Source organism: Nocardioides montaniterrae, from assembly GCF_054782655.1.
Map to the genome: position 1 here is coordinate 1 of NZ_BAAGSB010000017.1, position 21338 is coordinate 21338.

13 protein-coding genes and 2 tRNA genes are annotated in these 21338 nt (G+C 72.0%); 11 read left to right on the forward strand and 4 right to left on the reverse strand.

Annotation, left to right across the window (positions count from 1 at the left end; all coding sequences use genetic code 11):
* Positions 1–115: 115 nt before the first annotated feature.
* Complete coding sequence (locus ACYVJ3_RS15985; RefSeq protein ID WP_460854069.1) at positions 116–895, reverse strand: 3-methyladenine DNA glycosylase; 780 nt, start codon at positions 893–895, stop codon at positions 116–118.
* Positions 896–912: 17 nt separating this feature from the next.
* Between ACYVJ3_RS15985 and ACYVJ3_RS15990 the strand changes: the two genes are divergently transcribed.
* The 9 genes from ACYVJ3_RS15990 (at position 913) to ACYVJ3_RS16030 (ending at position 8658) form a co-directional block, all read left to right on the forward strand.
* Positions 913–1632: an RDD family protein gene (locus ACYVJ3_RS15990; RefSeq protein ID WP_460854070.1), complete on the forward strand. Its 720-nt coding sequence runs from the start codon at positions 913–915 to the stop codon at positions 1630–1632.
* Between the two features lie 34 nt (positions 1633–1666).
* A complete protein-coding gene (locus ACYVJ3_RS15995) occupies positions 1667–2476 on the forward strand; it encodes a fumarylacetoacetate hydrolase family protein (RefSeq protein WP_460854071.1) in 810 nt (269 codons plus the stop codon).
* Positions 2473–3951 carry a glutamate--tRNA ligase gene (gltX, locus tag ACYVJ3_RS16000; RefSeq protein ID WP_460854072.1) on the forward strand — a complete coding sequence of 493 codons (1479 nt, stop codon included), beginning with the start codon at positions 2473–2475 and terminating at the stop codon, positions 3949–3951. Before ACYVJ3_RS15995 ends, gltX begins: the two co-directional genes overlap by 4 nt.
* Positions 3952–3972: 21 nt before the next feature.
* Positions 3973–4902, forward strand: a complete 930-nt coding sequence (locus ACYVJ3_RS16005; protein ID WP_460854073.1) for a lysostaphin resistance A-like protein — start codon at positions 3973–3975, stop codon at positions 4900–4902.
* 47 nt (positions 4903–4949) lie between these two features.
* Positions 4950–5021 (forward strand) — tRNA-Gln (locus ACYVJ3_RS16010).
* A 102-nt stretch (positions 5022–5123) separates the two neighbouring features.
* A tRNA-Glu gene (locus ACYVJ3_RS16015) sits at positions 5124–5196 on the forward strand.
* Between the two features lie 141 nt (positions 5197–5337).
* Entirely contained in the window at positions 5338–6195 is an 858-nt protein-coding gene (ppk2, locus tag ACYVJ3_RS16020; protein ID WP_460854074.1) for a polyphosphate kinase 2, read from the forward strand.
* A gap of 9 nt (positions 6196–6204) precedes the next feature.
* A complete protein-coding gene (locus ACYVJ3_RS16025; protein WP_460854075.1) occupies positions 6205–6678 on the forward strand; it encodes a DUF6328 family protein in 474 nt (157 codons plus the stop codon).
* A 48-nt stretch (positions 6679–6726) separates the two neighbouring features.
* The gene (locus ACYVJ3_RS16030) at positions 6727–8658 is read left to right on the forward strand and encodes an ATP-binding cassette domain-containing protein (protein ID WP_460854076.1); all 1932 of its coding nucleotides are present in this window, start codon (positions 6727–6729) and stop codon (positions 8656–8658) included.
* Between the two features lie 49 nt (positions 8659–8707).
* Here ACYVJ3_RS16030 and ACYVJ3_RS16035 read toward each other — a convergent pair whose 3' ends face one another.
* Both ACYVJ3_RS16035 and ACYVJ3_RS16040 read right to left on the reverse strand, forming a co-directional pair.
* On the reverse strand, positions 8708–9142 hold the full coding sequence (locus ACYVJ3_RS16035; RefSeq protein ID WP_460854077.1) for an SRPBCC family protein: 435 nt from the start codon (positions 9140–9142) through the stop codon (positions 8708–8710).
* 17 nt (positions 9143–9159) lie between these two features.
* Positions 9160–11328, reverse strand: a complete 2169-nt coding sequence (locus ACYVJ3_RS16040) for a molybdopterin-dependent oxidoreductase (protein WP_460854078.1) — start codon at positions 11326–11328, stop codon at positions 9160–9162.
* A 246-nt stretch (positions 11329–11574) separates the two neighbouring features.
* Here ACYVJ3_RS16040 and ACYVJ3_RS16045 point away from each other — a divergent pair, with 246 nt between their 5' ends.
* Both ACYVJ3_RS16045 and acpS read left to right on the forward strand, forming a co-directional pair.
* Positions 11575–20319, forward strand: coding sequence for a fatty acid synthase subunit beta domain-containing protein (locus ACYVJ3_RS16045; RefSeq protein ID WP_460854079.1), 8745 nt, complete (start codon positions 11575–11577; stop codon positions 20317–20319).
* Positions 20316–20744, forward strand: a complete 429-nt coding sequence (acpS, locus tag ACYVJ3_RS16050) for a holo-ACP synthase AcpS (RefSeq protein ID WP_460854080.1) — start codon at positions 20316–20318, stop codon at positions 20742–20744. Before ACYVJ3_RS16045 ends, acpS begins: the two co-directional genes overlap by 4 nt.
* Here the strand turns inward: acpS and ACYVJ3_RS16055 are convergent.
* A complete protein-coding gene (locus ACYVJ3_RS16055) occupies positions 20714–21331 on the reverse strand; it encodes a TetR/AcrR family transcriptional regulator (protein WP_460854081.1) in 618 nt (205 codons plus the stop codon). The genes acpS and ACYVJ3_RS16055 overlap by 31 nt on opposite strands.
* Between the last annotated feature and the right edge of the window lie 7 nt (positions 21332–21338).

Sequence of the window (21338 nt, forward strand, 5' to 3'; positions counted from 1 at the left end):
GCAGCCGACACTTCGAAACCAAGACAGCCAGCGGCGTCAGATACGCGCGTGAGTCAGACCGCGACCAGGCCCACCAAGCCAATCACTGATACGCCGCCTCGCTGGCGCTCGGCGGCTACTCAACCAACGAGCAGCCCAGCAACCGAGTGCACTCGGCAATCAGGGCCGCCCGGATCGGAGCACCCCGCTCGGCGTACTCGCGCTGGAGAGAGACGTACTCGGCCTTGCCCTCAGGAGTCTCGATGGCCACCGGCGTCCACGGCTCGCCGGTGGGGTCGAGGGTCCAGCCGGTCATGTCGTACGGCGCCGCGCGCATGTCGAGGATCCGGATGTCCCAGGCGAGCTCGAAGGCATCGGCGACGAGGTCCGAGCAGATGTACGGCGAGAGCCGGAACGCGTGCTTGTAGAGGTCCATGCCGCCGTGCAGGCAGGCCGGCTGCTCGTACGCCGGCCGGTCGTCGGCCCGAGGGGACAGCGTGTTGAACGAGCGCGCGGACGGTGTGAAGAACCGGAACGCGTCGAAGTGCGAGCAGGCGATCCGGTGCGACTCGGTGACGGCGTCGGTCCCAGCAGCGCCGAGCCGAAGCGGAACAGGATGACGGTTCTCCGAAGCGCCGTGCACCATGGCCCACTCGTGCAGCCCGAAGCACCCGAAGTTCCCGGGCCGCCCCGCAGTGGCGCGAAGCAGCGACAACAACCCCTCGACCAAGGGCTGCTTCGCGGCAGGCAGCGGCACGTCACCGGGGTGCCAGGTCAGCAGCTGGGTGGGCCGGTAGGAGTAGTAGACGAACAGGAAGTCGTGGACCGGATGCTTGATCCCGGCCGCGCGGCGCGCGAGGTACGGAGCGACGTACGGCGCAAGGCGCGCGCGATGTGCCTCGGCGGGGTCGTCCATGGGGTTATCTTCGCGCGGTGAGCAATCCTCCGGCCGGGTGGTACCCCGACCCCACAGCGCCGTACGCCGATCCGCCGCACATGCGCTACTGGAACGGTGCCGCCTGGACCGAGCACGCGTCCTCGCCACCGGCCGCCGGCATGCCGCCCACCCAGGGCGTCGGCACCGCGACCACGCCTGACGGCGTACCGCTGTCGGGCTGGTGGAAGCGCGTGCTGGCCTACTTGATCGACGGGCTCGTCATCGGCGTGCCGACGCTGATCGTGGTCGCGCCGCAGCTCGGCGACCTGCTCGACGTGATGCGCGACCAGATGCATCAGGCGGAGGCGCACCCGGGCATGAGCACCCATGCCTTCGACGCGCGCTCCGCGCACATCTTCCACACGATGTCGCTGCACCAGCTCCCGATCGTGCTGCTCAGCCTGGTCTACTTCGCCGGCATGCTGCGCTGGAAGGGGGCGACGCTCGGGAAGCTGGCGACCGGTCTCCGGGTCCGCCTGCGCGAGCAGCCCGGCCAGCTGCCGTGGGGCGCGGTCCTGCGCCGCGTCGGCATCCTCAACGGCCTGAGCCTGGTCCCGAGCCTGCTGGGCGCGGTGGGGCTGGAGCAGGTCGGCTCGCCGCTCGGCATCCTGATCGGCATCTTCGTCACGGTCGACGTCCTCTGGCCGCTGTGGGACAAGAACCGCCAAGCCCTGCACGACAAGGTCGCCGGCACCAACGTGGTGAAGGTGCGCTGATCCCTGCCCGGCGCGCACGGATAGGCTCCGGTGCGTGCGCATCGTCAGATTCACGACAGGTGAAGAACCCGCTTACGGCGTCCTGACGGGCGACCTCGACGAGTACGGCCAGCCCGACGAGGACGCGGTGATCGTCGGCCTCGCCGGCGACCCGATGTACGTCGGCATCAAGCTGCTCGAGCAGGAGCACAAGCTCGCCGACGTGAAGCTGCTCGCGCCGGTGCTGCCGCGCAGCAAGGTGGTCGGGATCGGCAAGAACTACGCCGCGCACGCCGCTGAGATGGGCGGTGACGTGCCGAGCGAGCCGCTGATGTTCCTCAAGCCGAACACTTCCGTCATCGGCCCGAACGACCTCATCGTCTACCCGGCCCAGAGCGAGGAGGTGCACTACGAGGGCGAGCTCGCCGTCGTGATCGGCCGCATCTGCCGCGACGTACCTCCCGAGCAGGCCACCGACGTCATCTACGGCTACACGATCGCCAACGACGTGACGGCCCGCGACCTGCAGCGCAAGGACGGCCAGTTCACCCGGGCCAAGGGCTTCGACACGTTCTGCCCGCTGGGCCCGTGGGTCGAGACCGACCTCGACCCGCACGACTTCTCCACGGGTCGGCGGATCCAGACCTTCGTCAACGGCGACGTCGTCCAGGACGGCAACACCAAGGACATGGTCGCCGACATCCCGGCCCTGGTCGCCCACGTGAGCAGCGTGATGACCCTGCTGCCCGGCGACGTGATCCTCACCGGCACCCCCGAGGGTGTCGGTCCACTGCAGGTCGACGACGAGGTCGAGGTCTTCATCGAGGGCCTCGGCACCCTGATCAACAAGGTAGGCAAGCGATGACAGGCTCGACCACCGGCAAGGTCCGTGTCCGGATGGCCCCGTCCCCGACGGGCAGCCCGCACGTCGGCCTGGTCCGCACCGCGCTGTTCAACTGGGCGTTCGCCCGTCACCACGGCGGCACGTTCGTGTTCCGCATCGAGGACACCGACAAGGAGCGCAACACCCAGGAGTCGTACGACGCCCTGCTCGACCTGATGCGCTGGCTCGGCCTCGACTGGGACGAGGGCCCGGAGGTCGGCGGCGAGCTCGGCCCCTACCGCCAGTCCGAGCGCAGCGACATCTATGCCGACGCGCTCGCCAAGCTGCGCGGCAACAGCCACGTCTACGACTGCTACTGCACCAACGCCGAGGTCGAGGAGCGCCGCAAGGCGTCCGGCTCCAAGGTGATGGGGTACGACGGCTTCTGCCGCGAGCTCTCCGCCGAGCAGGTGGCGGCGTTCGAGGCCGAGGGCCGCGCGCCGATCGCCCGCTTCCGGATGCCGGAGGGCTCGATCACCTGGAACGACCTCGTGCGCGGTGACGTCACCTTCGAGACGCAGTTCGTGCCGGACTTCGCGCTGTGCCGTGCCAACGGCGACCCGCTCTACACGCTGGTCAACCCGGTCGACGACGCGCTGATGGAGATCACCCACGTCCTGCGGGGCGAGGACCTCCTGTCCAGCACGCCGCGCCAGATCGCCCTGTACGAGGCGCTCAAGGAGGTCGGCATCGCCCAGGCGACCCCCGCGTTCGGGCACCTGCCCTACGTCATGGGCGAGGGCAACAAGAAGCTCTCCAAGCGCGACCCGGAGGCGCACGCGCTGGCCTACCGCGACCAGGGCTTCATCCCCGAGGGCCTGCTCAACTACCTCGCGCTGCTCGGCTGGGCGATCGCGGCCGACCGCGACGTGTTCACCCTCGACGAGATGGTCGCCGCGTTCGAGATCGGCGACGTCAACGCCAACCCGGCCCGCTTCGACATCAAGAAGTGCGAGGCCATCAACACCGAGCACATGAAGCAGCTCTCCGAGGCCGACTGCAAGCAGCGGATCCTGCCGTTCCTCGTGCGCGAGGGCGTGGTGGGGGAGCAGCTCACCGCCGACGAGGACGCGCTCCTCGACCAGCTGATGCCGCTGATCGCGCCGCGCCTGCGCAAGCTCACCGAGGCGCCGGCGCTGGTCAGGTCGTTCTACGTCAGCGAGGACGACTTCGCGATCGACGAGGCCGCGAGGGCCAAGGTGCTCGACGAGCAGGGTCTCGAGGTCGTGCAGGCGGCGTACGACGCCCTCGGTGCCGTCACCGACTGGACGACCGCGAACATCCAGGCCGCCCTCGAGGGCAAGCTGGTCGACGAGCTGGGGCTCAAGCCCCGGGTCGCCTTCGGGCCGGTGCGGGTCGCCACCTCGGGTGCCCAGGTGTCACCGCCGCTCTTCGAGTCGCTGGAGATCCTCGGCCGCGAGCGCAGTCTCGGCCGGTTGCAGCGTGCGCTCGGCTGATCCCGACAGGCTCGATCACCGATGACGGGGCCGCCCCCGCGGGGCCTGGGCTACCACCGGCTCCTGCAGCTCTCGGCGCCGGGAGGCTGGCGGCCGCCGGTCGGCGTGCTGACGGTGAGCTTCGTCGTCCTGGCGATCCTGCCGCTGCCGGCGTTCCTGGTGCTCAGCCCGCACAACACCGATGGGCACCCGGTCACGCCGGGCTACCTCGGCGCGGTGAACCTGACCTGGGCGCTGGCGATCCCGACCGTCATCGGGGTCCTCGCCCTCATCAACCGGACCGACTCCCGCTGGGTGCTGTCGGTCGTACGACGCCTCCGCTGGGGCTGGTTCGCGACCTGCCTCGGGCTCGCCGTCGTCACCCTGGCGATCACCGTCTGGCTCTCGGCGGTGCTGCCCTCGCAGGGCTCGGCCGGCGTGGAGATGTCGGGTGAGCTGCACCCGTGGAGCTCGCAGGTCCGCGACTTCCTGCTGGTCATCGTGCTGCTCACCCCGCTGCAGGCCGCGGGGGAGGAGTTCGTCTTCCGCGGGTACCTGACCCAGGCCATCGGCTCGCTCGGCGTACGTCTGAGCGATCGCCGCCGCGCCGTGATCGCCGTGCTCTTCCCGGCCACGCTGTTCGCGGTCGCGCACGGCAGCCAGGGGCTGCCGGTCTTCATCGACCGGTTCGCGTTCGGCGTCGTCGCCGGCGTCCTGGTGCTCGTGACCGGCGGGCTGGAAGCCGGCATCGCGATGCACGTCCTGAACAACTTCGTGGCCTTCGGCCTGGCGCTGGCGTACGGCGACATGACCTCGGCCCTGCACCCCGGCCACGGGTCGTGGTGGTCGCTCCCGGTGACGCTCACGCAGTCCCTGCTCTACCTCGGCCTGTGCTGGCGGTGGAGCCGGAAGCGGGGCCTGGAGCGGCGTGCGGGGGAGGGTGTTTTGGAGGCCGAAGCGGGCGCCATGTAAGGTTTCTCCCCGGTCCTCCGGTGAACTCCGAGGGGCCGGAAACACCTTGGGATATGGTGTAATTGGCAACACTACGGATTCTGATTCCGTCATTCTAGGTTCGAGTCCTAGTATCCCAGCGAAGCTCCCGCGGGCAGCGTCACAGCAAGCCGATTTGGCTGGTCAGGACGCAGATCGCTAGAGTTCCACCCGTTGTTCCGGAGAGATCTGGGGCAGCAAATGCCCCCGTTGTGTAGCGGCCTAGCACGCCTGCCTCTCACGTAGGTAGCGCCGGTTCGAATCCGGTCGGGGGTACACACACAGAAGGCCCTGGTCCCTGACCAGGGCCTTCGTGCGTTTTCCCGTAGCCCTGTCGCATCGGTGTGACGCGTGCCACAATCCTCGGCACCTACCAGTGACACCGTGTCGCTGCTACTCCTGCTCCCTGGAGGAACGATGACCCTCACCCTTCCCGAGGGGGCCGACGACACCGGCTTCTTCGTCGCGCACCACGGTGACCCCGACGACTACACCAAGAAGGGCAAGCTCAAGAAGGAGGTGTACGAGCGGGAGATCGAGCACCTCCAGCAGCAGCTGGTGCAGCTGCAGTACTGGATCCAGAAGCAGGGCCTGAAGGTGCTGGTGATCTTCGAGGGCCGTGGCTCGGCGGGGAAGGGCGGCGTCATCAAGACGATCTCGGAGCGCACCAGCCCGCGCACGATCCGCACCGTCGCGCTGCCCAAGCCGACCGATCGGCAGCGCACGCAGTGGTACTTCCAGCGCTACATCGAGCACCTGCCGGCCGCCGGCGAGATGTGCCTGTTCGACCGGTCCTGGTACAACCGCTCGAACGTCGAGTGGGTGATGGACTTCTGCAGCCCCGAGGAGCACCAGGAGTTCCTCCGCGCGACGCCTGACTTCGAGCGGATGCTGGTGCGCAGCGGGATCATCCTGATCAAGTACTGGTTCTCGGTCTCCTACGAGGAGCAGCGCAAGCGCTTCGAGGCCCGCAACGCCGAGCCGCTCAAGCGCTGGAAGCTCTCCGACATGGACCTCGCCGAGCACGAGCTGTACGTGCGCTACTCGATGGCCAAGGACACGACCTTCCAGCACACCGACACCAAGCAGGCGCCCTGGTACGTCGTCCCCAGCGACGACAAGAAGACCGCTCGGCTCAACTGCATCAGCCACCTGCTCAGCCAGTTCGACTACGAGGACGCGGCCCCGGCCGAGGTGGTGCTGCCGACGATGCGCGAGGAGACCTACATCCGCCCGCCGATGCACGAGCAGACGTTCGTGCCACAGCTGTTCTGAGGAGGGGCCGTGCCCGACAACCTGCCGCACGCGCCCCATCTCGACCGCGAGCTCAACGAGCTGCTCCAGGAGCTGCGGGTGATCCAGGGCGGCATCCTGCTGCTCGTCGGATTCGAGCTGGTCGTGGTGTTCTCGTCGGGCTTCGCCGACGCCACGCGCTTCCAGAAGATCGACTACTTCCTGACGCTGCTCGTCACCGGAACCGCCGCGATCGTCGTGGTGGCGCCGGTGGTGCACCACCGGATGGCGTTCCGCAGGCGCGACAAGGAGCGGGTGGTGGTGCGCGGCAACGCCTGCATCCTCGTGGCGATCCTGCTGGTGGCCTTGTCGATGCTGGGTATCGCCACGCTGGTGACCAACTACCTCTGGGGGACCACGCTCACCATCGTCGTGGCGGCGCTGTACGTCGCCTGCGTGTCGCTGCTCTGGGGCGTGCTGCCGCTGCACTCGCTGCGGGTGGCAGCGCGTGAGAACGGAGCCTGAGCGCGCCTGCGGGCGCGCCCCCGTGCCCGGCCCTATTTTGAGAGCGCCATGGAGACGCAGCGCCTGAACGTCAGGGTCGCCGGCCGTACGCACGTCTTCGACGCGGACGCCGAGCTCGGGCGGCTGCACCTCCGTCTCGACGAGCACGGCTGGACCGCCGTCGACGCCGGACTCGAGGGCGGGCTGTTCCTGCACGGCTGCCGCGTCGCCTCGCTACCGGTCGACCCCGACCGCTCCGTGACCGTGCACATCGGCGAGGACGGACCCGAGGTGCTGCTCGAGGTCGAGCCCGCACCGCTTCCCGTGACGGTCGCGGTGCAACGCCCGCGACCGCCGATCGCGCTCGCCGTCGACCACGTCGGGTTCGCCACCGACGGACGGACCCTGCTGAACGGCATCACGTTCGCCCTGCCGCCGAGCTCCCTGACCGCGGTGATCGGCCCGTCAGGGGCCGGGAAGTCGACGCTGCTGCGCGTCCTCACCGGCCAGGCGAAGCCGTCGTACGGCCATGTCCGCTGGCGCGGGACCGACGTCCACGCCGACCACGAGGCGTTGCGCAGCCGGATCGGGCTGGTGCCGCAGGAGGAGATCCTGCACCCGCAGCTGACCGTGGCGACGTCGCTGGAGTACGCCGCAGAGCTGCGGCTGCCCGCCGACACGACCCTCGCGCAGCGCACCATCCGGGTCGAGCAGGTGATGGACCGGATGGGCATCGCGCGGCAGGCCGACCAGCGCATCGGCGCCCAGCTCTCGGGAGGTCAGCGCAAGCGGGTCTCGATCGCCACCGAGCTGCTCACCGCGCCGCCGCTGCTGTTCCTCGACGAGCCGACCTCCGGGCTCGACCCCGGCCTCGACCGGTCGGTGATGCAGGAGCTGCGTGGGCTGGCCGACGAGGACCGTGTGGTCGTGGTCGTCACGCACTCGGTCCTCGGCCTCGACGTCTGCGACAACCTCGTCGTGCTGGCGCGCGGCGGCGCGCTGGCGTACGTCGGCCCGCCGGAGGAGGTGCTCGACCACTTCGACTGCGAGGACTTCCCCGAGCTCTTCGACCTGCTCGAGGCGCGCCAGGTGCCGGCGTACGTCCCCTCGGACGGGCTGTTCGCGAACGAGACCCGGCGCCGGGGCGGGACCGGCGTACCGCCGCCTCAGCCGGGGTCCCAGCTCCGCACGCTCGTACGCCGCAACCTCGCGGTCCTCCTCGCCGACCGGCTCCACCTCGCGCTGCTGGTCGCGCTCCCGCTCGTGCTCGCCGGCCTGGCCCGGCTGGTCCAGGGCGACGCCGGGCTGTCCATGTGGCACACCCGCAACCGGGCCGGCCAGCTGATCGGCACCGAGCCCTCGCAGCGGCTGACGATCCTGGTCATCGCCGCGGTGCTGATGGGCATCGCGATGACCGTGCGCGAGCTGGTGGGGGAGCGCGCGGTGTTCCGGCGGGAGTACGCCGTCGGCCTCTCGCCGGGCGTCTACTACGCCAGCAAGGCGCTGGTGCTCGGCACCGCCTGCTTCGGCCAGGGGTTGGTCGTCGCGTGGATCGCGCTGGCCGGGATGCCGGGGGTGGACCGCGGCGGCGTGCGCGGCTGGGGGTGGTGGGAGATCGCCCTGCCGGTCGCGCTCCTCGCCGCCGTCACGGCGCTGATCGGCCTGGTCGTCTCCGCCCGGGTCCGCGCGCTCGAGCACACCATGCCGGCCCTCGTCGCGGTCGTGATGGCGCAGCTGGTCCTCTCCAGCGCGATCGTCCGGATGGCCGGGCGGCCGGTGCTCGACCAGGTCTCCTGGCTGTCCCCGTCGCGCTGGGCGTACGCCGCCGGCGCCAGCTCGGTGCGCCTGGGCCGCGCCCACCAGTTCGACCCGACCACGCACGACGACCCGCTGTTCCACGCGACCGGCGGCCAGTGGCTGCTGGACGTCTCGATCCTGGTCGTGCTCGGCGCCGTGGTGGTCGCGCTCGGCGTACGGGCCGTGCGGCGGTCCGCCGCCTAGGCTCCGCGGATCAGGTCGGTGAACAACCGCGGCGCGACGATGAGCCCGCTCAGTCGGCCTTGGTGACCGCGTTGACCCGGCGTACGAGCGTGGTGAGCAGGGTCTTGGCGATGGCCGTGACGGCGAGCTGGTCGACGATCGGGACGCGCTGGTCGGCGCTGACGGTGTAGTCGATGCGGGTGCCGGTGCCGTCGGCGGTGAGCACGACGTCGCCGTGGTAGTTGCGGAGGGGCACGCCGCTCAGCGCCTTGTAGCCCAGCCGCGCGCCGGGCTCGAAGACGGTGATCTCCTCGACGATCGCGGGCGCCGGACCGGGCGCGTTGATCTCGCGGACCGCGCCGACGCCGTTGCGCTCGGGTGCGCCCTCGGTGCGCAGGCTGACCTTCAGGCCGGGCGCCCAGTGGGCCATGCCCTCGTGGTCGGAGAGGATCGCCCAGACGGCGTCGGGGGCGGCGGTGACGGTTGCGGTGGAGGTCGACTGCATCGGGCCAGTCTGCCGGGTCACGCCGGCACGACCTCGACGGGCACGCCGTTGAGGGCCGTGGTGCCGGTCGGCTCGTCCAGGAAGGCATCGTCGACCAGGACGTTGCAGTTGACGCCCGCGTGCTCGGTCGCGGTGGTGGTGCGGGTGCCGTCGGTGCCATGACCCCAGCCGTGGGGGATGGAGACGGTGCCGGGTCGCGCGGTGTCGGTGACCTCGACGGGGACGCGGACCTCGCCGGTCCGGGAGCGGACGATCGCGTCGACGCCGTCGCGCAGACCGAGTCGCTCGGCGTCGCGTGGGTGGAGCTGGGCGGTGCAGGTGTTGCCGCCCCTCACCAGCGCCGGGATGTTGTGCATCCAGGAGTTGTTGGAGCTGACGTGGCGGCGACCGATCAGCACCATCGAGCCCGGGTCGGCGGGCGTCGCCAGCAGGGCGGCGAGCCGTGGGACGTCCTTGGTGATCGGCTCGGGCGCCAGCTGGACCCGGCCGTTCGCGGTCGAGAGCGCACCGGGCAGGCGGCTGGCGAGCGGACCGAGGTCGAGGCCGTTCGGGGCGCTCTCCAGGTCGGCCAGCGTGACGTCGTACGGACCGCTGCGGAGCATCAGGTCGACCAGCCGCGCCGGACCGACCCGGTCGCCGACCACGGCCACGTCGAGCCCGGACCGGCGGGCGACGTCGTCGGCGACGAAGGCGTCGAGGCCGGCCACGTCGGCGTACGGGCCCATGCCCATGGCGATGCCCGAGAGGCGGAGCAGGGTCTCCCACTCCTGGGGCACGTCGGAGGTGAGCGCGGGCGTGCTCCAGTTGGCGACGTTGTGGATCGCCAGCTGGTAGAGCGCCAGGTCGTAGTGGGGCCGGGCCAGGGGAGAGGGGCCGGGCAGGATCACGTCGGCGTGGCGCGTGGTCTCGTTGAGGTAGACGTCGAGGCTGACGACGAGGTCGAGCGTCTCCATCGCCTTGTCGAGCGCCGCGGCGTTGGGCGTGGACAGGCACGGGTTGCCGCAGACGGTGACCAGCGCACGGACCTGGCCGGGGCCCGGTGTGGTGATCTCCTCGGCCAGCGTCGCCACCGGGAACTCGCCGATCACCTCGGTGAGGCCGCGCACCCGGCTGTGCGCGCGGCCGGCCGAGAACGGCCGCGGCTTGCGGGCCGCGCTGTTGGCCTGACCCGCGGCGGCCAGCGGGAACATCGCGCCACCCGCCTTGTCGAGGTTGCCGGTCAGCACGTTGAGCACGTCGACCAGCCAGCTGGCCAGTGTCCCGAAGGCCTGCGTGGTCGTGCCGAGCCGGCCGTACACCGCCGCGCTGCCGGCCGCCGCGAGGTCGCGGGCGGTGCGGCGTACGACGTCGGCGTCGATGCCCGTGTGCGCGGCGACGTCCTCGGGGGCGAAGCCTTCGGCGATGGCGCGTACGTCGTCGAGGCCGTCGACGTGGTCGGTCAGGTGACCGAGGTCGACGAGGTCCTCGGCGAACAGGACGTGCGCGATGGCGAGGAGGAACAGGGCATCGGTGCCCGGCACGATCGCGAGGTGCTCGTCGGCGATCTCGGCGGTGCGGGTGCGGCGCGGGTCGACCACGACCAGCCGGCCGCCGCGCTCCCTCAGGGCCCGCAGGCGGCCGCGCATGTCGGGGGCGGTCATCAGGCTGCCGTTGGACACGAGCGGGTTGGCGCCGATCATCAGCAGGTGGTCGGTGCGGTCGATGTCGGGCACCGGGATCGTCAGCGGGTGGCCGAACATGTAGCCGGCGGTGAAGTGCTTGGGCATCTGGTCCACCGAGCTGGCGGAGTAGACCTGGGTGGTGCCGAGGGCCTTGATCAGCACACGGCCGTAGAGCGAGGTCGACAGGTTGTGGACCGACGGGTTGCCGAGGTAGACGCCGACGGCGTCGTTGCCGTGCTCGTGGCGGATCGCCTGCAGCCGTTCGTCGATGAGCGCGAACGCCTCCTCCCAGGTGGCCTCGACATGGACGCCGTCGCGCATGACCATCGGCGTGGTCAGCCGGTCGGGGTCGTGGTGCAGCGCCCCGAGCGAGGCGCCCTTGGGGCAGAGATAGCCCTTCGAGAACACGTCGTCGGGATTGCCGCGGACCTCGGTCACCCGTGGCCCCTGCTCGGTCTGCTCGAAGCTCACGCGCAGGCCGCAGGTGGCCTCGCACAGCGGGCAGGTGACCGTCGCCGTCGTCATGCCGGCGACGCTACTCCTGCCGGGGCGGGCCGCAAGTAACACGCTGTCCGCGGTGCTTCCACGGCGGCACGACAGCGTGGAAGCGCAGAAAACGGGGCGGTAGACGTGCGAACAGCGTGTTACTTCGGAAGCCGGATCGGGCCGAATTCGGTGTACCCGCGAGTAGACCGACGGGTAGGTTAAAAACATGAGAAAACCCTCTACATAGATTTGAGGATCGCCTCACGTTCTGCTCTCATGGTGGACGTGACGAGCGATGCCATCGACGCCAGTGCCCCTACCCGCCGCGACCACTCCGCGAGCCTCTCGGCCGCGCCGCGGTCAGCCTCCCGTACGCCGAGGAGGCTGCTCGACCGGCTCGCGGCGGGCACGCCGTACGCCGTCGGCTTCGGGGGCCAGGGCGTCGACTGGCTGCCGGGCCTGGCCGAGCTGGTGCGCACCCACGCGCTCGACCTCTCCGGGCTGATCGCCGAGTCCGAGGCGCTGCTCGCTCCGGTGCGGGCCGATCTCGGACCGACCGCGCAGGGCTTCGCGCCGCTCGCCTGGGTCGACGCCCACCTCGCGGCCTCCTCGGAGTCCGTGGACACCGACGGCGACGCCGCTGCGGTCCCGCCGCTGGAGGAGCGGACCGCTCCGGCGTACGCACTGCCGGGGGTGCTGCTCGCGCAGGCCGCCGCCCTGACCGCAATCCGCGGGCTCGGCCTGGACCCGCGTGGCGCCGTCACCGCCATCGGCCACTCCCAGGGCCTGCTCGCCGTCGAGATCGTGGACGGCGCCGACCCCGCCGAGGTGCTCGCCCTCGCCCGCCTCATCGGTGCGGCCACCCAGCAGGTCGCGCCGGGTCTCGGCCTGGCCGGCGAGACGATGCTCGGTGTCTCGCTGCCCCTGGCCGAGGTCGAGGAGATCATCGCCGGCCTCCCCGCTTCGTCGCGCCTGGTCGCCGGTGTCCGCAACGGCCGCGCCAGCACCGTCGTCTCCGGCACCCCGCGCGGCATCGAGCGGCTCCAGGAGGCGCTGCCGAAGGACGTCACCTCCGACGTCCTGCTCATCGGTGCCGCCTTCCACCACCCCGAGCTCACGCCGGCCGTCGACCTCGTCGTCGACCTCGCCGAGCGGGCCGGGCTCGACGTCGAGCGCGCCGGACGGCTCGCCCGGGCGCTGCTCGTCGAGGGTCTCGACTGGCCCGCCGAGGTGGCCTCGGCCAGCGGCGCCGGCGCGCGGTGGCTCGTCGACCTCGGCCCCGGTGACCTGATCAGCCGGGTCAGCCGCCCGCTGGCGGCGGCGCACGGCATCGGCACCATCGCCCCCGTCACCCCGACCGGTCTCCGCGAGCTGACCGTGCTCGGTGCCGCGCCGCAGCAGCCCCAGGGCTGGGACCGGTTCGCCCCGTCCGTCGTACGCCTGCCGGACGGCACCGTGCACGCCGAGACCCGCTTCACCCGCCTCACCGGCCGTTCCCCGATCCTCCTCGCGGGCATGACGCCGACGACGGTCGACCCGGCCATCGTCGCCGCCGCTGCCAACGCCGGCCACTGGGCCGAGCTCGCCGGCGGCGGACAGGTCACCGAGCCCGTCTTCGCCGCCAACCTCGCGCGCCTGCGCGAGCTGCTCGAGCCGGGCCGCACCGCCGCGTTCAACGCGCTCTACCTCGACCCGTACCTCTGGCGGCTCCAGGTCGCCTCCCAGCGACTGGTGCAGAAGGCCCGCGCCGCCGGTGCGCCGTTCGACGCGGTCGTCGTGACCGCGGGGGTCCCGGAGCTGTCGGAGGCCGCCGACCTGGTCGCCGAGCTGCGCGAGGCCGGCATCGAGCACGTCGTCTTCAAGCCCGGCACCGTCGCGCAGATCAGGTCCGTCCTGGCCATCGCCGACGAGGTCGCACCCACGCCGCTGATCGTCCAGATCGAGGGCGGCAAGGCCGGCGGCCACCACTCCTGGGAGGACCTCGACTCGCTCCTCCTCGCGACGTACGCCGACCTGCGCCGCCGCGAGAACGTCGTGGTCTGCGTAGGCGGCGGCATCGGTACGCCGTCCGTGGCCGCGCGCTACGTCTCCGGCGCCTGGAGCGAGGAGTACGCCGAGCCGCGGATGCCGCTCGACGGCGTGCTGGTCGGCACCGCCGCGATGGCGTGCCTCGAGGCGACCACGTCGCCGGCCGTGAAGCAGCTGCTGGTCGACACCACTCCCGACCAGGTCGTCAGCGGCCGCAGCCAGCTCGGCGCCGACATCCACGAGATCGACAACGCGGCCTCCCGCTGCGGTGCCCTGCTCGACACGGTCGCCGGCGACGCCGACGCCGTGGCGGAGCGCCGCGACGAGATCATCGCCGCTCTCGCGCTCACCGCGAAGCCGTACTTCGGTGACGTGCTCTCCATGACGTACGCCGAGTGGCTCGGTCGGTTCCTCGAGCTCTCCTCCGACGGGTCGGGTTGGCTCGACGAGACGATCCGCGACCGCTTCCACGAGATGCTCCAGCGTGCGGAGGCCCGCCTCGCCGACGCTGACCACGGTCCCATCCCGACCCTCTTCGAGTCGCCCGCCGACGTCGAGGACGGCGCCGCCGCACTGGCGGTCCTGACCGATGCCTACGCCGCCGGCGTGCGGCTCCACCCGGCCGACCTGCCGTTCTTCCTCGAGGTCTGCACGCGTCCGGGCAAGCCGGTCCCGTTCGTCCCGGTGATCGACCAGGACGTACGTCGCTGGTACCGCTCGGACTCGCTCTGGCAGGCCCACGACGCGCGCTACGGCGCCGACGCCGTCGTCGTCATCCCCGGCCCCGACGCGGTCGGCGGGATCACCCGTGCCGACGAGCCGGTCGCCGAGCTGCTGTGCCGCTTCGAGGCCGCGGTCGTCGCCTCCGTCGAGGACGCCGCGATCCAGGACGTGCCCGGTCGCCGGCGTACCGACGACGCCGAAGGCGTGCTCGCGCTTGCCCTCGCCGCCCCCGACGCCGTCTGGGGTGGCCGCACGGTCGTCAACCCGCTGCGCCGGCTGGTCTCGGCCGACTCGACCACCGAGGTGGCGATCGAGGTGGAGGGCGACGCCGTCGTCGCGACGGTTCCGCTGTCCCGCGGCTCGCTGCGGCTGCGACTGCTGGTCGACGACGCCGTCGCCTCTGGCGCCGCTCCCGTCGTCGATGCGCCGGCCGAGGCGATGCGCGACCTGCTGGCCTTCGCGGCCGGCGGCTCGTCGGTCCTCGACAAGCGGCTGCTCACCGCGCACGCCGCGGTGACCGCCGTGGGCCGTACGCGCGTGGAGCCCGTGCTCGACGTGCTCGTCGGCCTCGCCTGGCCGGCCGTCTTCGCGGCTCTCTCGGCCCGCGAGGACGTCGCCGAGGGCTTCCTGGACCTCGTCCACCTCGATCACTCGATCGCCGGCTCGATCCCCAACACCCCGGTAGAGCCTGAGGTTGCGGCCTCCCTGGTCGACGTGCGCGACACCGAGGTCGGCCGCGTCGCCTCGGTGGCGGTCCGCGTCGGCGGCGTCCTGCTCACCGAGCGCTTCGCGATCCGCGGGCGTACGTCGACCGCCAAGCTCGCCGACCCCGCCGGCGCCGGAGGGGTCGCGGAGGTCGCGCCCGCCGAGCGTCGCAGCCGCGGTCGCGTCACCGTGACCGCACCGACCGACCTGCGCCCGTTCGCCGAGGTCACCGGCGACCACAACCCGATCCACACCAACGACGCGGTCGCCCGCCTCGCGGGCCTCCGCGGCCCGATCGTCCACGGCATGTGGATCTCGGCCACCGCGCAGCGCGCGCTCGCCGAGACCCTCGGTCGCCCGGTCGAGGGCTGGACCGCCCGCTTCCTCGCGCCGGTCAGCCCGGGGGCCAAGGTCGACCTGGCCTTCACCCGAGTCGGCTTCTCCCACGGCGACGAGGTCGTCGAGGTGCAGGCCAGCGTGCTCACCGAGGACGGGAGCACGCTCGTCATGACGGCCACGGCTCGCGTCCGGGCCGCGCGGACGGCGTACGTCTTCCCCGGCCAGGGCATCCAGAAGCAGGGCATGGGCATGGAGGGCTACGCGCGCTCTGCGGCCGCCAAGGAGATCTGGGACCGCGCCGACCAGCACACCCGCAAGGTGCTCGGCTTCTCCGTGCTCCGGGTCGTCAAGGACAACCCGACCGAGCTGCTCGTCGACGGCACCTGGCACCGCCACCCCGACGGCGTGCTCTTCCTGACCCAGTTCACCCAGGTCGCGATGGCGGTCCTCGGCTCGGCGCAGATGGCCGAGATGATCGAGGCCGGCGTGGCCGTCGACGACGCGGTCATCGCGGGTCACTCCGTCGGTGAGTACAACGCGCTCGCCGCCGTGTCCGGCGTCCTCGAGCTCGAGGCCGTCGTTGAGATCGTCTTCCGCCGCGGCTCGGTGATGCACACCCTGGTGCCGCGTGACGCCGAGGGCCGCAGCGACTACCGCCTCGCGGCGATCCGCCCCGCGCAGTTCGACTGCGCCGACGACGACGTCGCCGCGTTCATCGACTCGGTCGCCGAGACGTCCGGGGAGTTCCTCCAGATCGCCAACCTCAACCTCCGCGGCTCGCAGTACGCCATCGCCGGCACGGTCGCCGGCATGGACGCGCTCCAGGCCGAGATCGAGAAGCGGCGTGCGGCGTACGGCGGAAAGGCCGCGTTCGTCCTGGTGCCCGGCATCGACGTGCCGTTCCACTCGCGCGTGCTCGCCGACGGTGTGTCCGACTTCCGCCAGAAGCTCGACGAGCTGCTGCCGCCGGTGGTCGACCCCGCGCTGCTGGTCGGTCGCTACGTGCCGAACCTGGTCGCCCGTCCGTTCGCCCTCGACCGCGCCTTCCTCGAGGCGATCCTCGAGGTCGCGCCGGCCGACGCGATCCGCGTCGCCCTCGACGACTTCGACGCCTGGGCCGGCCGAGACGGCGAGCTGTGCCGCCTGCTGCTCGTCGAGCTGCTCGCCTGGCAGTTCGCCAGCCCGGTGCGCTGGATCGAGACCCAGGACCTGCTCTTCGCCGACGCCGCCGACGGTGGCCTGGGTGTCGAGCGGCTGATCGAGGTCGGTGTCGGCTCCGCGCCGACCCTGGCCAACATCGCCGCGTCCACGCTCAAGGTCCCGGAGGTACGCCGTACCCTCGCCGGCCCGGTCGAGGTCCTCAACCTCGAGCGTGACGCCAACGTCGTCTTCGGCCGTGACCAGGACGAGGTCGTCGAGCCGGACGTCGAGCCCGCCACGGATGCCGCGCCCGCCGAGGCGAAGGCTGCTCCGGTCGCCGCGCCCGCGTCGGTGTCGACCTCCGCGGCCCAGGACGTCGCCGACCTGCCGTTCACCGCGGCTGACGCGACCACGCTGCTGCTGGCCTGGTGGACCAAGTCCCACCCCGACGCGCTGGCGCCGACCGACAGCATCGAGAGCCTCACCGACGGTGCGTCGTCGCGCCGCAACCAGCTGCTGATGGACCTCGGTGCCGAGCTCGGCCTGGGTGCCATCGACGGTGCCGCCGAGGCACCGATCGCCCAGCTGACGGGGCAGGTCCAGGGCCTGGCCCGCGGCTACAAGCCGTTCGGCCCCGTCCTCACCGCTGCTCTCGGCGACCAGCTCAAGAAGGTCCTCGGCCCGATCGGCGCCCGCCAGTCGAGCGTGACCGACCGGGTCACCCAGACCTGGCAGCTCAGCGCGGGCTGGGGGAGCCACGTGCTCGCCGAGCTGGCCCTCGCCAGCCGCGAGTCCAGCGTCAGCAGCCTCGACGACGCCGTCGACGCGGCCGTCCAGGTCGTCGCCGAGCGCAACGGAGTTTCCGTCGCCCTGCCGTCCACCGGTGAGGCCGGGGGCGGAGTCATCGACTCGGCCGCCGCGGCCGAGCTGACCGGTGGCATCACCGACGCGCTCGTCGCCTCGGCCCGCACGATCCTGTCCCGCCTCGACGGGGCGTCGGTCGCGCCGGTCTCGACGGGCTCGAACGCCGAGGCTCTCGCTGTCGTCGCCCGCGTCGAGTCCGAGCTGGGCTCGGACTGGATGCGCCTGACCACCCCGAAGTTCGACGAGCGCCGCGCGGTGCTCTTCGACGACCGCTGGGCCAGCGCGCGGACCGACGTCGTCCGGGCCGCCCTGGGCAACGCCCCGCAGGCCGACCTGACCGGCGCGGGCGAGGCGGTGGCCGCCATCGCCCGCTTCCACGGCCTCGACGCGCTCGCCGAGCAGGCACTGGACACCACGCCCGGCACCTGGTCCGGTGAGGTCGCCGTCGTCACCGGCGCCGGCCCCGACTCGATCGCGGAGTCCGTCGTCGCGGCGCTCCTCGCGGGTGGTGCGACCGTCGTCGCGACCACCTCCAACGACAGCCCCGAGCGCATCGCCCGGTTCCGCGACCTCTACGCCCGCACGGCCCGCGCCGGCGCGGCCCTCTGGGTCGTCCCGGCCAACCTCGCGGCGTACGCCGACGTGGACGCGCTGGTCGACTGGGTCCGCAACGAGCAGGTCAAGCGCGTCGGTCCCAAGACCGAGGTCCTCAAGCCGGCCCTGCACCCGACGCTGCTGTTCCCGTTCGCGGCCGGCCCGGCCGCCGGCGACCTCGCCGACGCCGGCGCGCAGTCCGAGGCCCAGGCCCGGATCCTGCTGTGGTCCGTCGAGCGGCTGATCGGCGCCACGTGGGGCGACCAGCGCGTGCACGTCGTGCTGCCCGGCTCGCCCAACCGCGGCACCTTCGGCGGTGACGGCGCGTACGGCGAGACCAAGGCCGCTCTCGACGCCATCGTCGCCAAGTGGTCGGCCGAGCGCGGCTGGCCCGAGCGGGTCACCCTCGCCCACGCCGTCATCGGCTGGGTCGCGGGCACCGGCCTCATGGGCGGCAACGACCCGATGATCGACGCGGCCCGCGCCGCCGGCGTACGCGTCTGGAGCCCGGAGGAGATGGCCGCCGAGCTGCTCTCCCTGTGCACCGTCGAGGCTCGTGAGCAGGCGGCCGAGCGCCCCCTGCACGCCGACTTCGCCGAGGGCCTCGAGGGCGTCAACCTCCGCGACATCGCCGCCGGCATGTCGATGCCCAAGGCCGCAGCGGAGGACGAGATCACCACGATCGCCGCCCTCCCGGCCTCGCCTGCCGCCATCGCCGAGCCGGCCCGTCCCGAGGTCGCCCACCCGGCCCTCGCCGTCGACGACATGGTCGTCATCGTGGGTGCCGCCGAGCTCGGTCCCTGGGGCTCGAGCCGCACCCGCCACGAGGTCGAGGTCGGCGAGCTGTCCGCCGCCGGCGTCCTCGAGCTCGCCTGGTCGACCGGCCTGGTCCGCTGGGACGAGCAGGGCCGCACCTGGCGCGCCACCGAGGGCGACGAGGCGGTCGCCGAGCACGAGATCTTCGAGCGCTTCCACGACGTGGTCGTCGAGCGCTGCGGCATCCGTGAGTACGCCGACGACAACTCGATGGTCGACGGCACCGCGCCGCTGCTGGTCGGTGTCTTCCTCGAGGACGACCTCACGTTCAACGTCGACACCGAGGCCGAGGCCCGCGCCCTGCAGGCCAGCCACCCGGAGCAGACGCGCATCGCGCCGGCCGCCGACGGCTGGACCGTCACCCGCCTCGCGGGCACCCAGATCCGCGTCCCGCGCCGGATGAAGCTCACCCGCACCGTGGGTGGCCAGATCCCGACCGGCTTCGACCCGACGGGCTGGGGCATCCCCAAGGAGATGGTCGACACCGTCGACCGGCTCGCGCTGTGGAACCTCGTCTGCACCGTCGACGCGTTCCTCGCCAGCGGCTTCACGCCGGCCGAGCTGATGCGGTGGGTCCACCCGTCGCTGGTGGCCAACACCCAGGGCACCGGCATGGGCGGCATGACCTCCATGCAGTCGCTCTACCTCGACACGCTCCTCGGTGAGCCGGTCGCCAACGACCTGCTCCAGGAGGCGCTGCCCAACGTCGTCGCGGCGCACGTCATGCAGTCGTACGTCGGTGGCTACGGCGCGATGTCGCACCCCGTCGGCGCCTGCGCCACGACCGCGATCTCGATCGAGGACGGCATGGACAAGATCCGCCTCGGCAAGGCCGACTTCGTGGTGGCCGGTGGCTACGACGACCTCGGCGCCGAGGGCGTGATCGGCTTCGCCGCCATGTCCGCCACCGCCGACACCGAGGCCATGCGGGCCCAGGGCATCGCCGACAACCGCTTCAGCCGGGCCAACGACCGTCGCCGCGGCGGCTTCGTCGAGGGCCAGGGTGGCGGCACCGTCCTCCTGGCGCGCGGCAGCGTGGCCGCCCGGATGGGCCTGCCCGTCCTCGGTGTGGTCGCGTACGCCGCGTCGTACGCCGACGGCATCCACTCCTCGATCCCGGCCCCTGGGCTCGGGGCGCTGGCCGCCGGCCGGGGACGCGAGAACAGCCCGCTGGCGCGTGCGCTGGAGTCGCACGGCCTGAAGGCCGACGACGTCGCGGTGATCTCCAAGCACGACACCTCGACGGCCGCCAACGACCCCAACGAGGCCGACCTGCACGAGCGGCTCGCCGCGGCCATCGGCCGCAGCGAGGGCAACCCGCTGCACGTCGTCTCGCAGAAGACGCTGACCGGTCACGCCAAGGGCGGCGCCGCGGCGTTCCAGGTCATCGGCCTGTGCCAGACCCTGGCCGCCGGCGTCATCCCGCCCAACCGCAGCCTCGACTGCGTCGACCCGGAGATGGCCAAGCACCCGCACCTGGTGTGGCACCGCGAGGCGCTGCGCACCGGCCCGCTCAAGGCCGGCCTGGTGACCAGCCTCGGCTTCGGCCACGTCGCCGGCATCGTCGCGATCGCGCACCCCGAGGTGTTCGTCGCGGCGCTGCCCGCCGACGAGCAGGACGCCTACCGGGCCGCGGCGCGCGAGCGTCGCATCGCCGGTGCCCTCCGGGTCGCCCGCACGATGCTCGGCGAGCCGGGATTCGTACGTCGCTCCGACCGCCGACTGGGCGAGGAGACGCCGAAGGAGCTCGAGGCCGACGTGCTGCTCAACGCCGACGCCCGGTTGGACGAGTCGGGCGTCTACGAGTGGTGCAAGCGATGACGGCCGGGCTCGGGGTGGACCTGGTCAACGTACCCGCGTTCGCCGAGCAGCTCGCCCGGCCGGGCTCGCGGTTCTCCACGGTCTTCACCGTGGGGGAGCGGGCCGAGGCCGTGAACCGGCAGCTCGAGGGTGACCGCCTGGCGGCCTACTGGGCCGCCCGGTGGGCCGCCCGCGAGGCACTGGTCAAGGCCTGGTCGGCGACCGTCTACGGCGAGGCGCCGCCGGCCGGCGACGAGGTGCTCGGCGAGGTCGAGGTCGTCGTCGACGCCTGGGGCCGGCCGCGGCTGTTGCTGCACGGTGGCACCCGGGAGGCGCTGTCGGCGTACGACACCCAGCTCTCGCTCAGCCACGACGGCGACAGCGCGATCGCCGTCGTCATGCTCAACGAGTCCGCTCAGTCGCCCGCCTCGGCAGCGAGCAGGTAGGCCATGAGCAGCCGTTTGAGCTCGATGATCGCCTCCGCGTGGCTCTGCCCGTCGCGGACCGAGAAGTTGAGCATGGAGTAGGCGACGTGGACGAGTACTTCGGCAATGATGCGTCGGCGCTCGCGCGGCGTCTTCGGGGTGAGTGGTGCGAGCACGCGCGCCACCTCGGCCGCCAGCTCGCGCTCGGTCACGGCCGCCGTGGCACGGGTGGAGGGCGTGGACTGGACCGCGTGCCAGACCGCGCGCCGCGACGGGTCCTTGGCCCACAGGTCCGCCACGTGGTCGATCAGGCGGTCGACCAGGACCAGCCAGTCGAGCGTGGGGAGCTGCTCGGCCAGGACCGCCAGCTCCTCCTGCACCGCGACCGCGTCGACCCGGTCGAGCTCGCACACGATGACGTACTTGTTCGCGAAGAACTGGTACAGCGTCCCGATCGGGACCCCCGCCCGCGACGCCACCTCCTCGCAGGTGAACGACTCGAAGCCCACGTCGAGCAGCACGTCACGGCTCGCCTGCAGCATCTGGTCGAACTTGATCCGGCTCCGCTCCTGAGCGGGGCGCCGTCGCGGCTCGAGCAGATCAGTCACGACCCGA

Bases quoted from the DNA above. Each gene is read 5' to 3' on its own strand.
- ACYVJ3_RS16005 (WP_460854073.1), top strand. From the start codon at position 3,973: ATGACGGGGCCGCCCCCGCGGGGCCTGGGCTACCACCGGCTCCTGCAG.
- gltX (WP_460854072.1), top strand. From the start codon at position 2,473: ATGACAGGCTCGACCACCGGCAAGGTCCGTGTCCGGATGGCCCCGTCC.
- ACYVJ3_RS15985 (WP_460854069.1), bottom strand. From the start codon at position 895: ATGGACGACCCCGCCGAGGCACATCGCGCGCGCCTTGCGCCGTACGTC.
- ACYVJ3_RS16035 (WP_460854077.1), bottom strand. From the start codon at position 9,142: ATGCAGTCGACCTCCACCGCAACCGTCACCGCCGCCCCCGACGCCGTC.
- ACYVJ3_RS16030 (WP_460854076.1), top strand. From the start codon at position 6,727: ATGGAGACGCAGCGCCTGAACGTCAGGGTCGCCGGCCGTACGCACGTC.
- ACYVJ3_RS16040 (WP_460854078.1), bottom strand. From the start codon at position 11,328: ATGACGACGGCGACGGTCACCTGCCCGCTGTGCGAGGCCACCTGCGGC.
- acpS (WP_460854080.1), top strand. From the start codon at position 20,316: ATGACGGCCGGGCTCGGGGTGGACCTGGTCAACGTACCCGCGTTCGCC.
- ppk2 (WP_460854074.1), top strand. From the start codon at position 5,338: ATGACCCTCACCCTTCCCGAGGGGGCCGACGACACCGGCTTCTTCGTC.